This window comes from Duganella sp. Root336D2, assembly GCF_001425005.1.
Classification (GTDB): domain Bacteria; phylum Pseudomonadota; class Gammaproteobacteria; order Burkholderiales; family Burkholderiaceae_D; genus Rugamonas.
The window spans coordinates 46121-59794 of the sequence record NZ_LMDB01000005.1; the positions used below are offsets into that span (position 1 = coordinate 46121).

The 13674-nt window shown below is 65.4% G+C and carries 15 protein-coding genes; 14 read left to right on the top strand and 1 reads right to left on the bottom strand.

The window, feature by feature from the left end; all coding sequences use genetic code 11:
• Nucleotides 1-19: 19 nt before the first annotated feature.
• The 4 genes from ASD07_RS07660 to ASD07_RS07675 all read left to right on the top strand — a co-directional run bounded on the left by ASD07_RS07660 (nt 20) and on the right by ASD07_RS07675 (nt 4863).
• Nucleotides 20-1660 carry a hypothetical protein gene (locus ASD07_RS07660; protein WP_055927534.1) on the top strand — a complete coding sequence of 547 codons (1641 nt, stop codon included), beginning with the start codon at nt 20-22 and terminating at the stop codon, nt 1658-1660.
• A gap of 160 nt (nt 1661-1820) precedes the next feature.
• Entirely contained in the window at nt 1821-2816 is a 996-nt protein-coding gene (locus tag ASD07_RS07665; protein WP_055927537.1) for a class I SAM-dependent methyltransferase, read from the top strand.
• A gap of 2 nt (nt 2817-2818) precedes the next feature.
• The gene (locus ASD07_RS07670; RefSeq protein ID WP_055927540.1) at nt 2819-4345 is read left to right on the top strand and encodes a class I SAM-dependent methyltransferase; all 1527 of its coding nucleotides are present in this window, start codon (nt 2819-2821) and stop codon (nt 4343-4345) included.
• A 92-nt stretch (nt 4346-4437) separates the two neighbouring features.
• Nucleotides 4438-4863 carry a hypothetical protein gene (locus ASD07_RS07675; RefSeq protein WP_055927543.1) on the top strand — a complete coding sequence of 142 codons (426 nt, stop codon included), beginning with the start codon at nt 4438-4440 and terminating at the stop codon, nt 4861-4863.
• Between the two features lie 4 nt (nt 4864-4867).
• Here ASD07_RS07675 and ASD07_RS07680 read toward each other — a convergent pair whose 3' ends face one another.
• Nucleotides 4868-5485 carry an RNA polymerase sigma factor gene (locus ASD07_RS07680; protein ID WP_229207088.1) on the bottom strand — a complete coding sequence of 206 codons (618 nt, stop codon included), beginning with the start codon at nt 5483-5485 and terminating at the stop codon, nt 4868-4870.
• Nucleotides 5486-5696: 211 nt separating this feature from the next.
• Here ASD07_RS07680 and ASD07_RS07685 point away from each other — a divergent pair, with 211 nt between their 5' ends.
• From ASD07_RS07685 to ASD07_RS07730, 10 genes are all read left to right on the top strand, one after another.
• Nucleotides 5697-6491, top strand: a complete 795-nt coding sequence (locus tag ASD07_RS07685) for a hypothetical protein (protein WP_156397921.1) — start codon at nt 5697-5699, stop codon at nt 6489-6491.
• Between the two features lie 12 nt (nt 6492-6503).
• Complete coding sequence (locus ASD07_RS07690) at nt 6504-7019, top strand: hypothetical protein (protein WP_055927549.1); 516 nt, start codon at nt 6504-6506, stop codon at nt 7017-7019.
• Nucleotides 7016-7354 (top strand): hypothetical protein, encoded by a 339-nt coding sequence (locus ASD07_RS07695; protein ID WP_055927552.1) that lies wholly within the window; start codon nt 7016-7018, stop codon nt 7352-7354. Before ASD07_RS07690 ends, ASD07_RS07695 begins: the two co-directional genes overlap by 4 nt.
• A complete protein-coding gene (locus ASD07_RS07700) occupies nt 7351-7806 on the top strand; it encodes a hypothetical protein (protein ID WP_229207089.1) in 456 nt (151 codons plus the stop codon). Before ASD07_RS07695 ends, ASD07_RS07700 begins: the two co-directional genes overlap by 4 nt.
• Nucleotides 7787-8056, top strand: coding sequence for a hypothetical protein (locus tag ASD07_RS07705; protein ID WP_156397922.1), 270 nt, complete (start codon nt 7787-7789; stop codon nt 8054-8056). Before ASD07_RS07700 ends, ASD07_RS07705 begins: the two co-directional genes overlap by 20 nt.
• Before the next feature lie 12 nt (nt 8057-8068).
• Nucleotides 8069-10159: a type III secretion system export apparatus subunit SctV gene (gene sctV / locus ASD07_RS07710; protein WP_055927558.1), complete on the top strand. Its 2091-nt coding sequence runs from the start codon at nt 8069-8071 to the stop codon at nt 10157-10159.
• A 79-nt stretch (nt 10160-10238) separates the two neighbouring features.
• Nucleotides 10239-11219 carry an FHA domain-containing protein gene (locus tag ASD07_RS07715; RefSeq protein ID WP_055927564.1) on the top strand — a complete coding sequence of 327 codons (981 nt, stop codon included), beginning with the start codon at nt 10239-10241 and terminating at the stop codon, nt 11217-11219.
• Nucleotides 11220-11245: 26 nt separating this feature from the next.
• Entirely contained in the window at nt 11246-12580 is a 1335-nt protein-coding gene (locus ASD07_RS07720; protein WP_055927567.1) for a FliI/YscN family ATPase, read from the top strand.
• A complete protein-coding gene (locus ASD07_RS07725) occupies nt 12577-13047 on the top strand; it encodes a hypothetical protein (protein WP_055927569.1) in 471 nt (156 codons plus the stop codon). The genes ASD07_RS07720 and ASD07_RS07725 overlap by 4 nt, the downstream gene beginning before the upstream one ends.
• A 2-nt stretch (nt 13048-13049) precedes the next feature.
• On the top strand, nt 13050-13673 hold the full coding sequence (locus tag ASD07_RS07730; RefSeq protein WP_055927572.1) for a hypothetical protein: 624 nt from the start codon (nt 13050-13052) through the stop codon (nt 13671-13673).
• Nucleotide 13674 lies beyond the last annotated feature (1 nt).

Below are 13674 nucleotides of genomic sequence, written 5' to 3' on the forward strand. Positions count from 1 at the left end.
ACTCGACTAAGGAAACAGCATGTCTGCCACGATTACCACTACCACCACGACGATCACCACCACCTTTGACAACGACACGCCGGGCCTCTTCCGCCCGTCGTTTACCGGGGGCTCGCCGCTTGGCGCGGAATCGAGCGACATCCTGTTTGCACCTTCGCAGCGTCAGCAGGGCTCGTCCGATCCGCTGGCCGACGTTCTCGACGAATTGGGCCTGCCACCGTGGCTGAAGAACGCCGCCAGGAACATGCTGCTTGCGGGCGACGGCGGCAGCCAGCTACCGTCGGAATCCAGCGCAGCCAAGACCATCAACTCCTTCCAAAGGGACAACGGCATCCGCTACCTGTCGCCGGACCAGGTGAAACAGATGGCTGAAACGGGCTATTTCACCGACAAGAACGGCAAGACCCGCCTGGTGGATGACGACGTACGACTGGCGGCCCAGAAGATGATGGCCAACGGCGGTGAGCTGTACCGCAAGCTGGAATCGGCCAAGAACGGCGAGCATGACGGGAAGCTGAGCCAGGAGGACTATCGCTATGCGGTCAAGGATGGCACCATTTCGGCCAACGGCGGTTCCGACTATCCGTCGACGATGCGCGGCATTTCGCTGCTGGACTTCATGAACGCGATCATGAACGGCAATATCTCGTCGAACCGCCCGAGCGAATATGGCGCTGCCAAGACCATCAACGATTTCCAGAAAGAGCATGGCATCAGCCACCTGTCCATCGACCAGCTGCAGCAGATGGCCGAAACGGGCTACTGCAAGGACAAGAACGGAAAGTTCATCCAGGTGCCGGAGGAAGTGCAGGATGCGGCCCGTGCCATGGCGGCCAATGACTTCGAGCTGTTCAAGAAGCTTGAAAGCGCTACGAACGGCAAGCATGACGGCTCGCTGAGCATCGGCGACTTCGGCGAAGCGGTCAAGGATGGTTCGATCAGCAAGGGCAGCGGCTTTATGCGTGATGTCGGTTTCGAGCTGGAGCCTGAGGGCGGCTTCGAAGGACTGCCATCGCGCGCCGATGCGGCCAGGACGATCAAGGACTTCCAGAAAGATAACGACATCCATCTGCTGGACGTCAACCAGGTCCGGCAGATGGCGGAAACAGGCTACTACACGGATAAATCCGGCAGGAGCCGTCCGGTTCCGGACGATGTGCGACTGGCTGCGCAGCGCATGGCGGCCAACAACTTCGAGTTGTTCAAACAGCTGGAGTCGGCAACCAACGGTGAACATGACGGCAGATTGAGCCAGGGCGATTACACCGAAGCGGTCAAGGACGGCACTATCCAGGGCCGCAGCGGCCACCAGCCGGATTATCGCTACATCAGGAATCCGGATGAAGTCTGGACGGGCAGTGGCGACCGGAATTCGGCCACGGCGGCAAGCCGCACCATGCAGGAATTCCAGGCGCAGCACGGTATTCGTTTCCTGAATGTCGACCAGGTGCGCCAGATGGCGACCACCGGCTACTGCACGGACAAGGATGGCAATACCATCCAGGTGCCGGAAGAAGTGCGGCAGGCGGCGCAGCGCATGGCGGCCGATAACTACGCTCTGTTCAAGGAGCTGGAGTCGGCCACCAACGGTGAGCATGACGGCCGTTTGAGCATGAAGGACTACCGCAACGCCGACAGGGATCGCTACTTCGCCACCTGATCCCTGACCCACCAAAGAGGAGTTCAACATGAGCGCGAATGCGAATATGCACCGTGAACGGCCCGCGCGCGAGCGGGAATGCACAACGCTCGACGAGGGCTTCAACTGGCACCGCATCCGGCGCCTGACCCGCAAAGCCTGAGTGCCAGGAGACGCCGATATGGACAAGCTTTGGTGGGAACCTGGGCCGGAGCACTTGAACTTCGCCTGTGTGCTGGGCGGCATCGAACCCGTGCCGCTAAGCCGGGCCTTCAATTGCCTGGTGCTGGGCTGCGACGGCGGGTCCGCGCAGGCTGCCGCCGCTGGCAGCCATCCGCACGGGACGTTCCATGCAGCCGATGCGGGAACGGACCTGGACGCTGCTTTGCCGCCGATGGACTTCATCGTCCTGCGCGGCGCTTATAGCTGGCTGGATCGAAATCAGCGGCAGCAGGTCGTTGCGCTTCTCAATCGTTGCCTGAAGCCTGGCGGCGTGGCCTACGTCGGCTACAACGCCATGCCAGGCTGCTGCAGCATCCTGCCTTTGCAGCGCCTGGCGCGTGAGCAGGGCAGGCTGCATGCTGCCATCCAGGTTGAACAGCTGCGGGGCGCCAGTGCGGCATATTTTGCAGACAACGATACGCCTGCCATGCGCAGCCGCCTGGACGCCTTCGGTCCGGCATGCCATGAATTCAGCCAGCGCGGCTGGGAGGCCCTGTACCACGCCGACGTGGCACTCACCCTGGCGGATGCCAAGCTGGAATACGTGGCCTCGGCCGACCTTTGGTGGAGTGATCCCGGCCGCTACCTGACGCCAGCCCAGCACGCGCTGCTGGAAGCGCAAACTATCCCGGTATTGCGCGAGACGGTGCGCGACGTCCTGCTGGATACGGCATTCCGGCGCGACGTCTATGTAAGGGGCGCGCGCCGCATGCATCCCATGCGCCAGGCGGAATGGCTGGGAAAATGCCGCCTGGCCCTGGCCGCCGCCGAGGGCGAAGGGCGGAAGGAAGCGCTTCTCGCGCCCATGCTGGATGCCTTGGCCGGCGGGCCCCAGGCCATCGCTGCGCTGGCGCACCTGCCTGCGATGCAGGGCAAGAACGTGCTTGAAGTGGCGCGGCTGGCCGGCTTGCTGCTCGACTCCGGCCACGCGGTCATCTGCAACCAAGGAGCGTGACAATGGATTGGAACGACGGCTACGTGGCGGACCTGGACTATCCGGCGGCGTTCTTTGCCGAGCAAAGTCCCAGCCACCTGAGTATTGCCTGCATCCTCAACGGCGTCGAGCCGGTGCCGCCTGACCGGACCTTTACGTATTTCGAGCTGGGCGCGGGCATGGGCCTGACGTCGAACATCCTGGCGGCCAGCCATCCGCAAGGCCGCTTCTATTCCAATGACTTCAATCCTGCCCATGTGGCAGCCGCGCGCCAACTGGCGGACGAGGCGCAGCTGGAAAACATGACGGTGCTCGAATCCAGCTTTGCCGAGCTGGCGTCTGGCAAGGTCGACCTGCCGCCGCTTGACTACATCACCATGTACGGCATTTACAGCTGGATCACGCCCGCCAATCGCCAGTGCGTCGTGGATTTCATCGGCCGCTACCTGAAACCCGGCGGCATCGTCTACGTCAACTACAACGCTTTGCCGGGCTGGACCCGCAACTTGCCCTTGCAGCGCCTGTTGCTGGAGCACGCGAACTGCAATCCCGTGCCGCGGATCGCGCAACTGGAGCAGGCGCGCGACCTGGCGCGTAAGCTGGCGGAGGCCGGCGCCGCCTACTTCGACGGCAGCAAACAATTGGGTTACCGCATGGCTTCCCTGGCGCGGGACAAGGCCGGCTACCTGGCGCACGAATACCTGAATAGCGGCTGGGAGCCGCTTTATCATGCCGACGTGGCAGGCGAGCTGGCTGCCGCAGGGCTCGACTTCGTCGGTTCGGCGGACCTGCCGCTTGCCTTCATGGACGATTATCTGACGGCGCCGCAGCAGGCGCTGCTGGCGGGCATTGCCGATCCCCGCTGGCGCGAAACGATGCGCGACTACCTGCTCAATACAAGCTTCCGTGAAGACGTCTACGTGCGCGGCGCCCGCAGAATGGGAGAAGAACGCCGGGCCGGCTGGCTTGCCAGGCTTGGGCTGGTCCAGACGTCGGTGGCGGAAACCGCCCCAGCGCCCGCTGCCGCGCCCGGGGACGACAGCGTGGCACAGCGCGCGATCGTCGACGCACTGGCAGCCGGGCCCAAATCCCTGCCGGAGCTGGCCGGCCCGCGATGCGAAAGCCTGCAGGCAACCGCGCGCCTTGCGGCACGCCTGGCCGCCGCCGGCAAGGCAGCGATGTACTTCCTTGGCAGCGAGACCGTCGATCCGGCGCCGGCCATGCGTCTCAACCGGGCTATCGCGGCCCAGTCGACCTTCGGCGACCATTACCAGGCGCTTGCCGCGCCGCGCCTGGGCGGCGGACTGCACTCCGGCCTGGCACAGCGCCTGGTCTACCAATGCCTGGCGCAAGCACCTGCCGATGCACAGCCTGACGCACATGACGTCAGCCGCCAAGTGGCCTGCCTGCTGCAGGGACACTTCGCAAGCTGCATTCCGGGCAGCCCTGCCGAAGCTGCGTTGCATGAGCTGCGCGAGGGGCTGCCGCGCACGGTGGCGGCGATCCTGGCCCTGCGGCTCCCTATCTGGCGCACACTGTACATGCTGTAACAGGGTAGCCTGCTAGAATATGCCGGCCATGGGCCAGCGTCGGGCCCGGGGCGGCATCCGGGCCGCGTGCGCGACGACATGGGGCATTCGCAGTGCAAGCCGAACATCCAGAAAGCAGGGAATTCGATGGCTCCGGCCACGCAGCCAATGCGCTGCTGGCGGAGCTTTGCGCATTATGCGGCCAGGATGCCTCCTCTCCGCCCGTCCTGGAGCTGCGCTTCGGGCTGGTCGTGACGCGTACCGCGGTGGATTCCGCTGAAGGGGGAGCCTGGCTCACCATCTCGGCGCGGTTGCCGGCGCAGGGCCACGACGGCTACGCGCCGCTAGGCCGGAACGCCCGCTTCGACGGACTGGATTGCATGTGGCACGCCGACGAAGGCTGCCATATCGCGGTACGGAGGATTGCGCTGGCCCGCCTTGGCGACGAGCGCAGCGTGATGGATGCCATACTGGAAACGGCCGACATGGCCCAGGCCTGGCATGCCAGCCTGGCGCTGGACCAGCCTCCGGCCTGCTGAACCTTCATTCGCGTCCGCACTGGCGGCGCGCCGCAGCGCGTACCCGGGCCACACGCGATCTTACGGTACCGATCGGGATATCCAGCTCCCTGGCCGCTTCTTCGTAGCTCTTTTCCCCATCCAGCACCGCCTCGAAAGTATTGCGGATGGCCTGCGGCAGTTCCCCCAGCAGGTTCTCCACCAGTCCCGCCATCTGGCGCAGCTCGCACAGCAGGGCCGGATCGGCATGCGTGTCGACGATCTGTTCCAGGAAGCCGTCGTCGGTTTCCTCGTAACGGTCGGCGCAGTTGCGGCGTACCTGGTTGCGCGCAAGGTTCAAGGCAATGCCGAACAGCCAGGTGGAAGGCTTGGACAAGCCGGAGAACTGGTCGGCGCAGCGCAAAGCTTCGACGAAGGTGTTCTGCACCACGTCCTCCGCATCGCCCGGATTGCCCAGGTAGCGCTGCACAAAGCGCAGCAAGTGGGTGCGGTGCTTCTGGTACAGATGCACCAGGTCGATGCCGCCGGGCGCCTTGGCCGGCGCCGGAGGCAGGTTGAAGACATTGGCACTGGCAAGGACCGGCACCGGTACGGCGTAGCCGGTGCTATGGATATCGGTGGCTGCAAGCATGGTTTGGTACATGAGTTCCCCCACTGGGCAGGATGGTATCGTCGGGCAGGGCGCCTTGTGCAGTGGGCGCCCCGGCTTGTGTAAGGTGAAAGATAGCAGCCGGTTTGCAGTCTGTAGCGCTTCCGTGAACATTGATGAGACTTTGAAAAAAGTTGAGGAAAGGCGTCTGGATTTACCGTCGTTTGTGCGGAACCGCGCCGGCCGGCGCTGCCACTGATGCCGCATGAAGAACGTATATAACTCCCCCCCGAGCCCCGTTGCACTGGAGCTGCAGGCACGGCTTGCGAAACCGGAAGCTGCTTCCGCCAATAGCTTGCGGCAATCACACGTGACGGTCGACCTGAAGTCACGTGAATCAGTCGATATCGAGGCTGGCGTGAAGGAAGAACTGGCTTTCCTGAACAAGACGCTGGAACAGCGCCGGGTGCCGGTGACGGTCAGGACGGCGCCGCGCGGCTCGCTGCGCGACAAATCACGCAGCCAGCAGGCCAGCAAGGCAGCGCACGTGGGCAGTCCGGGGCAGCTTGACGAAGGGCACGATGAATGGCATCCCGTGCAGCGTGCATTGGAGATGCTGCGCGAGGACAGCAGCCAGCAGGGCCGGGCAGCTGCGGAAGCGATGCTTGCCGAACGCTTCGATATGGTCCAGAGCTATAACGCCCTGCTGGAGGCACTGCGCGAAGCCGACCAGTTGGAGGGCTTGAGCGCCTACAGGAAGAGGGCGCTGAAAGGCGCGCTCAATGAGATGATGAGCGACATGATGCAGCGTAGTTCGGGCGACCTGCGCCACACGCTGCAGGAAACCGAGGAACTGCATGGCGCCATGGAGTCGATGGCGGAAGAACCGCTGCCGACGACGCGCGAACTGCGCTTCCTGATCGGCGGCAAAGCAAAAGGCCGCGTGGACGTGCCCCTGACGCCACTGAGCATGCTCAAGGCGCTGATACGCAATTTCGGCGCGGAGCACTGCGTATCGGCGATGGAAAGCCTGCGCTCGCGCATGATGGCGGGACTTTAAAGGGAGGGCGGCATGGGAGCGGATTTGCGGCGGGATCCTGAGCGCAGGATGGGGCGCTACTGGCTGACGATGTCGGATGCAAAGGCCTTCACCGTCGTCAGGTCGGTATTCGAACTCGCCGAAACGCTGCGGCGCGACCTGGCCGACCAGGCGGCGCTGGTGGCGCAGCCGGATGTGCCGGAACTGGCGGTGCAGCTGTTGACAGCTGCGGAAACCGGTTGGGGCAAAGCCAAGGCTGCCACTTTGATGGCGCAATTGGGCGATGTGAAGCCGCTGCGTGCTGAGGCCCGCTGCAAGGCATGGTCGCTGCTGCGCTCCGCCATGGAGGCTTTGCCTGCGACCCTGTGGGCAACGGACAAGCTGGCGACCCGGCGCGAGCTGCTTGACGAATTGCAGCGCCAGGCCCACGCAGCGCACTCCGAACTTCCCCTGTTGCCAAGCAAGGCGGAGCGCCGCGAACAGGAATGGCGCGACAGTATCGCTGCGCGCTCCAGGGGCGAGCGCGATGCCATGAGGGGCAGGCAATGAAAGAAGAACTGAACGAGCTGTATACGCAGCTGGCCGCGCAGGCCCGCCTGCATGGTGCCGTGGCCACGGCGGCGCTGGCCGGCGGCACGCGATTGTTTGTCTATCCGCTGGAACGCGGCGTGCTGCTGGCGCTTGGCGTGGGCGCAGGGGAAGGACCGCCGCGGCAGGCAGGGATCCTGCTGCGCCGCCGCGGCGCCGATGTGCGGCGTTTGGGAGCATGGCTGCCGGCGCTTTTCGCCGACGGCAGCTGGTACCTGGTACGCCGCTGCGCCGATAGCGAGGCGAACGGCCTGGACGACCACGAATGGCTGGCGGCCGAGGAGTTGCTACGGTGATCAACACGCGCCTGAACGATGCGGCAGGCCTCGGCTTGCAAGGACTGGCCGACGCCGGCGAGATCCACAGCCTGGCGCCCTCGCTGCAGACGGGCAAATCGCGGCCTTTGCTGCTGCCGGCGGAGGAAGCCTTGTCGCTCCCTCCGCCGGTGCCCAGTGCCGATCCCAAACTGGCGCTGCTGGCCGAAGCCGTGGGGCCGGAGCTCAGTTTCGATAACCCGGTCTGGCGCGGCAACCCCCTGCCTTCGCTGCGCGGCCTGCAAAAAATGCTGATCGAGCAGGCGCTCAAGCACCCTCTCGAAGCGCGAGGTCCCGCCTTGCGCGCCGTCCAGGTGGTGGAAACGGCAGTGCAGCTGCGGCTGCGCTGGCAGCAGATGCGGCGCAGCGACGCCGAACCGGATCGCGCATTGCAAACCGCTGGGGGAGGCGAGGATGAGACAGCGCAGCACTAAGGCGGGAATGGCGGAAGAACTGGGCGCGGCCATCGGCCTGGTTTGGGGCCACATCGGCGCGATGCAGCATGAGGAGGCCCATGCGCTGGCCAGCGCATGCCTGGAACTCTGGCCTGGCGAAAAGAACCTGTTGCTGCTGGCCGGCTACGCGGCGACGGAGCTGGGCATGTCCGCCGACATGGCCGCACTGCGCCGCGCGTTCGGTGCGCAACCTTGCCTGGAGCTGATCTCCCGGCGCCAGCCTGCATAAGGAAATCACAGCATGCAATCGATGGCTATCGTCTTGTTCCTGAACGGGATCGCCGCCAAGGTGGCCAAGCGCGCCGAGCTGCTTGCCGCCGGCCTGGTGATCGGCATTGTCTTCATGCTGGCCTTGCCGATGCCGGTCTGGCTGCTGGACATCCTGATCGCCTGCAGCCTTGGCGCTTCGGCGCTGATCGTGATCGTCGCCATGTATATGCCGGGACCGACGGCATTTTCCACTTTCCCGGCAGTGCTGCTGCTGACCACTTTGTTCCGGCTGGCGATCTCGGTATCGACCACGCGCCTGATCCTGCTGGAGGCCGACGCGGGACATATCGTCGAGACCTTCGGCAATTTCGTGGTGGGTGGCAACCTGGTGGTGGGCCTGGTGATCTTCCTGATCCTGACGGTGGTGCAGTTCATCGTCATCACCAAGGGTTCGGAGCGGGTGTCCGAAGTATCGGCCCGTTTTTCGCTCGATGCAATGCCCGGCAAGCAGATGTCGATCGACAGCGACCTGCGGGCCGGCATCCTGACGGCGGAAGAGGCCAAGGAGAAACGCGCCAAGCTGGGACAGGAGAGCCAGCTGCACGGCGCAATGGACGGCGCCATGAAGTTCGTCAAAGGCGATGCGATTGCCGGCATCTGCATCGTGGCCATCAACCTGGTGGGCGGCATCTCGATCGGCATCGTGCAGCGCGGCATGGAAGCGTCGCAGGCGATGCAGGTGTATTCGATACTGACCATCGGCGACGCCCTGATTGCACAGATTCCGGCGCTGCTGATCTCCCTCGGCGCGGGCATGATCACCACGCGCGTGAGCGGCGATGGCGACGAGGGCGAAGAGAGCAATATCGGCCAGGACATTGTGGGGGAGCTGTTCAAGGAACCCAAGGCCTTGCTCACCACGGCAGCCATCATGCTTTTGTTCAGCGCCATTCCCGGCATGCCGACCCTGGTTTTCCTGACGCTGGCACTGGGCCTGGCTGGAGCGGGCGTGATCGGCATGCTCAAGCCGCTGGCCGACGCCGAAAAGGAGAGGGCGGCACAGGAGAAGGAGCGGCAGAACGCCAGCATCGTCGACCTGACCAACTTTTCCGCCACCACGCCCTTCATCCTGCGCATGCCGGAGTCGATGCGCGATACGCCCGATGCGGAGACTATCCGCGTAGCCGTGCGCGTCATGCGCAATGGCATGCTGGAGCGGCGCGGCATCCCCGACCTGAAACCTATCGAATTCGAATACCACCATTCCATTCCCGAAGGGCGGGTGCATTTCCTGATGGCCGAGGTGCCGTTGATCGACGAAGAGATCCGGCTCGGTTGGGGTTCGACCCAGGAGGCGGCGGGACGCTTGCAGGAGCTGGGCTTCACTGCCGTCGAAGCCCCAGTGGCCGGTTCGCGGCGCCGGCGGACCTGGGTGCGCATCGAGGACGAAGCGGCGCTGTCCGAAGCCGGCGTGCAGTACCAGCGCTGGGAGGCTGTTTGCGGCGCCGATATTGAAGTCGAAATGCTGCGCAACTGCCAGATGTTCGTCGGCGTCAATGAAGTGATCCGCTTCACGCGCTGGGCAGAACGGCGCTATCCGGAGCTTGGCAAGGAAGTCAACAAGACCCTGACCTTGCCGCGCCTGACGGAAGTGGTGCAGCGCCTGACACGCGAGGGCGTATCCCTGCGCAATGCCAGGCTGCTGCTGGAAACGACCCTGGACTGGGCCCCCAAAGAACGCGATCCGGACGTGATTGCCGATTATGTGCGGCTGGCCCTGAAGCGCCAATTGTGCTTTGAAGTGGCGCGCAACGGGCTGATCGAGGTGATCCTGCTGTCGCCGGAACTGGAGGACCTGCTGCGCAACGCCATGCGCCAGACCAGCCAGGGCAGCTATCTCGATATCGATCCCGAGACCGAGCAGATGATCCTCGACCGCCTGGGAGAGCTGTCGCACAGCGTGAGTTCTCCGGTGGCGCCGCCAGTGCTGGTGACGGCGGCGGACATCCGCCGCTCGGTGCGCAAGCTGATCGAAGAGGAGTTCTTTTCGGTGCCGGTGTTCGCCTTTTCCGAATTGACCCAGCACCTGCGGATCCAGCCGGTCGGCATGATCGAAGCGTAGTTGACGGAACCTGCCGGAGCCGGCTTGCCACTCATCGTTGCGGCGCGATCGGTGCGCCGGAAACTGTGGAGGTGGAGACATGGGCGAACTATCCGGGCTGGAATTGCGGATCCTGAGTGGACTGCATCGCGGCGCCAGCCTGCCGCTGGGCGGTGAGCGCTACGTGATCGGGGCCAGCGACGATGCGGATGTGGTGTTGCTTGATCCAGGCATAGCGAACCGCCACGCCACGCTGCGCCATGACGGCGAGCGCTGGCTGCTCGCGGCGCTGGAGGGAAGCCTGCGCGCTGCCGGCTCGGACGCGGAACTGGAGGAATATGTTCTTGCGCCGGGCGCCAGCGCGCGAATCGGAGCGGTCTGGATCGGCATTGCCGATGCGGCGGCTCCGTGGAGCGAGCCGCCGCCGGCGCCGCCCGCCGGCGTTGCCGGCCCTGGGCCTGAGCCTGGCGCAGGACCGGGCCAGGGTGCGCGGCCTGCGGCGCAGGTCCCGCCGCCATCGCCTGGAAAGCAGGGAAAGCCGGGGAAGCATCGCAGCCGCGCCATCTGGCTGCCTGTGGCCGCCAGCACCGTGCTGGCAGGCGCTGCCTCGCTGGCCTTCAGCGCCAGGTCGGCTCCGGCGCCGGCCATGCGGCCGGTACCGGCCGCGCTGGCGGTGGTGCCGCAAAGCTCCAAGCCGACGCCCGCAGCCCTGGCCCAGGCCTTCCGCAAACGCCTGGCCGAGGTGGACATGCTGCGCCGCTTCGAACTGCAGCTCGATGAAGGCGAATGGCGCATGAAGGGAGCGCTGGACGAAGAGGAAACCCTGCGTTTCCGCCGTATCCTGGCCGATTTCGTCAAAGCGAACGACATCAGATTCCCGGTCGACGTGCAACTGGGCGGCGCCGATACCTTGCTGCCATTCCAGATTCAGCAGCTGGTGACGGGCAACCAGGCCAGCATCGTGACCAGCGACGGCCAGCGCCTTTATCCGGGCGACGAATACAAGGGCGTGCGCCTGACCGCCATCGACGGCAACCGCATCACCTTTGCAGGACGTGGGCCGATCGAGGTGCGCTGGTGAACGGAGTGGAGGCAAGCCTGCGGCAGATGCGCGCCGCAATTCCAGCGTGGAGTGCGCAGCTCCCGCCGCATCCCGGCTTCTCCAGCCGCGGCAAGGTGGCGCAAGTGCTGGGCACCTTGATCGAAGCGCATATGCCGCCGGTGCAGATCGGCGAACTTTGCCACCTCCACGGCCAGCAGCGCGGCAGCGCCCCGATGCTGGCGGAAGTGGTCGGCTTTACCGAGCGCTGCGCCGTGCTGTCGGCACTCAGCCCGCTGGAAGGCGTCTCCAGCAGCACGGTCATCGAACCGCTGCGGCGCGCGCATACGATCGAGGTGGGCGACCACCTGCTGGGCAGCGTGCTCGACGGCTTCGGTCGCCAGATGTTCCGCGCACCGGCCGCCAGCGACGTGGCGTGCACGTGGTGTACCACGGTGCCGGTGATCCGCGACGCCCCCCTGGCTGTGGAAAGGCCGCGTATCGTCACCCCGCTGCCTACCGGCGTGCGTGCCATCGACGGCATGCTGACCATGGGCCTGGGGCAACGTATCGGCGTATTTGCCGGACCCGGTTGCGGCAAGACCACCCTGATGGCGGCGATTGCGCGCGGCTGCGAGGCGGAGGCCATTGTCTTCGGCCTGATTGGTGAACGGGGGCGCGAACTGAATGAATTCCTGGAGCACGAGCTCGATGAAGAACTGGTGCGCAAGACCGTGATCGTCTGCGCCACTTCCGACCGTACCTCGATGGAAAGGGCGCGCGCGGCGTTTACCGCTACCGCCATTGCCGAAGCGTTCCGTGCGCGCGGCAAAAAGGTATTGCTGCTGGTCGACTCGCTGACCCGTTTTGCGCGGGCCCAGCGCGAAATCGGCCTGGCGGCGGGCGAACCGCCGGCACGCGGCGGCTTCACCCCGTCGGTCTACACCATGTTGCCGCGCCTGATCGAACGTGCCGGCAGCACACCGGAAGGAGCCATTACCGCCATGTACACGGTGCTGGTCGATGGCGAATCGTCTTCGGACCCGATCGGGGACGAGGCGAAGTCCCTGCTGGACGGGCACATCCTCCTGACGCGCAAGCTGGCGGAGCAGGGCCATTACCCGGCGATCGACGTATTGGCCAGCATCAGCCGCGTGATGAGCAATGTGACCTCGCGCGAACACCGCGCCGCGGCCGGCCAGTTCCGCGAACTGCTATCGCGCTACCAGGAGATGGAGCTGTTGATTCGTCTCGGCGAATACCAGCCGGGGGCCGACGCGGCGGCCGACCGCGCCATGCAGTTGCGCCCTGCGCAGCTCGAGTTCCTGCGCCAGTACACCGGCAGCGGCAGCGGCACGCCTTTCCAGGAAACGCTTGATACCCTGATGGGGATGCAGGCATGAGGCGCGGCAAGCGGGAAGTCGTCGATGTGGCTGAACCCAGGCGGCCGGACCGCAGCCTGGACCAGCTGCTTCACGTGCGCAAGCAAAGACTGGCGCGGCTCGAACGTGAACGCAGCAGCGCCCGCGAGAGCTGGCGCAGCAGCCGCCAGGCGCTGCACGACTATAAATTGCGCAAGCGCGAAGCTGTCCACCAGGCCGCGCAGTTCTGGCAGGAGTCGCGTGCGCGGTTCCTGCAGATGACAATCACCACGGGTGAGTTTCACGTTGCCAAGGCCCGCCATGCGCGCATGAATGAAGAAGCGGCCAGCCTGAACCTGCGCTGCCATGAGGCTGTGCGTCAATCCCGGCTTGCAGGCGCGCGCTTTTTCGAAGCACGCGCCGAGGCGCGGCGCGCCCAGAAGCAGCAGGAAAAGCTTGGCGTCATGCGCGATGAGCTGAAAGCATTGAGCCGGCTGGCCGGGGAGTGAGGATGAACCGTCTGCCTCCCGTACTGCCGGGCCGCTGTCTGGACGAGCTGTTGCCGGGCCGGCCGAATGTCCGCACGGGGCAGCAGCCGGCATGGCGCTTTGCCACCACCGCCGCGGCGCAGCCGGCAGCAACGGCACAGGCTGCGCCAAGGCCGGCGCGGGCGTACGGCAAGCCGGCCGCACCGGCCCGGTCCGAGCCTCCACGGACGGTTCGCGCCGCCCCCAATCCTGTCCGCGAGCAGCTGGCCGAAGACCACGGCGCCTGGCGTACCGGCCAGGGCGGGAGCGGCGACGGGCAGGGTCGCAGCAGCGACGGTGGCGATAGCGGCGGGGAAGGCGATGCCGAACCGGCGCTGTCCGGCGCGGCGCCGCCAGGTGCCGAGGCGTTCGACGCCGAAGACATCGTGGCCCTGCTTCCTGCTGGTGACTGCAGCGGCATCTTTGAAGTGCAGCTGCCAGGGGGCGAGATGATGGGCGTGGCAGTCGATGCCGGTCCGTGCACTGTGAGCTATCACCTGAAACCTGCTGGCAAGAATCTCGCGGATCGCTTGCGTAGCCAGCAGAAGGAACTAACCGCCCGCCTGGAGCGACGTATAGGAAAGGATGTGACCCTGACCATACTCTAAG

Excerpts from the sequence above, each read along its gene's own strand:
- ASD07_RS07670 (WP_055927540.1), top strand. The coding sequence starts at position 2,819 with ATGGATTGGAACGACGGCTACGTGGCGGACCTGGACTATCCGGCGGCG.
- ASD07_RS07660 (WP_055927534.1), top strand. The coding sequence starts at position 20 with ATGTCTGCCACGATTACCACTACCACCACGACGATCACCACCACCTTT.
- ASD07_RS07695 (WP_055927552.1), top strand. The coding sequence starts at position 7,016 with ATGAAAGAAGAACTGAACGAGCTGTATACGCAGCTGGCCGCGCAGGCC.
- ASD07_RS07685 (WP_156397921.1), top strand. The coding sequence starts at position 5,697 with ATGAAGAACGTATATAACTCCCCCCCGAGCCCCGTTGCACTGGAGCTG.
- ASD07_RS07665 (WP_055927537.1), top strand. The coding sequence starts at position 1,821 with ATGGACAAGCTTTGGTGGGAACCTGGGCCGGAGCACTTGAACTTCGCC.
- ASD07_RS07705 (WP_156397922.1), top strand. The coding sequence starts at position 7,787 with ATGAGACAGCGCAGCACTAAGGCGGGAATGGCGGAAGAACTGGGCGCG.
- ASD07_RS07680 (WP_229207088.1), bottom strand. The coding sequence starts at position 5,485 with ATGTACCAAACCATGCTTGCAGCCACCGATATCCATAGCACCGGCTAC.
- ASD07_RS07690 (WP_055927549.1), top strand. The coding sequence starts at position 6,504 with ATGGGAGCGGATTTGCGGCGGGATCCTGAGCGCAGGATGGGGCGCTAC.
- ASD07_RS07730 (WP_055927572.1), top strand. The coding sequence starts at position 13,050 with ATGAACCGTCTGCCTCCCGTACTGCCGGGCCGCTGTCTGGACGAGCTG.
- sctV (WP_055927558.1), top strand. The coding sequence starts at position 8,069 with ATGCAATCGATGGCTATCGTCTTGTTCCTGAACGGGATCGCCGCCAAG.
- ASD07_RS07725 (WP_055927569.1), top strand. The coding sequence starts at position 12,577 with ATGAGGCGCGGCAAGCGGGAAGTCGTCGATGTGGCTGAACCCAGGCGG.
- ASD07_RS07715 (WP_055927564.1), top strand. The coding sequence starts at position 10,239 with ATGGGCGAACTATCCGGGCTGGAATTGCGGATCCTGAGTGGACTGCAT.
- ASD07_RS07720 (WP_055927567.1), top strand. The coding sequence starts at position 11,246 with ATGCGCGCCGCAATTCCAGCGTGGAGTGCGCAGCTCCCGCCGCATCCC.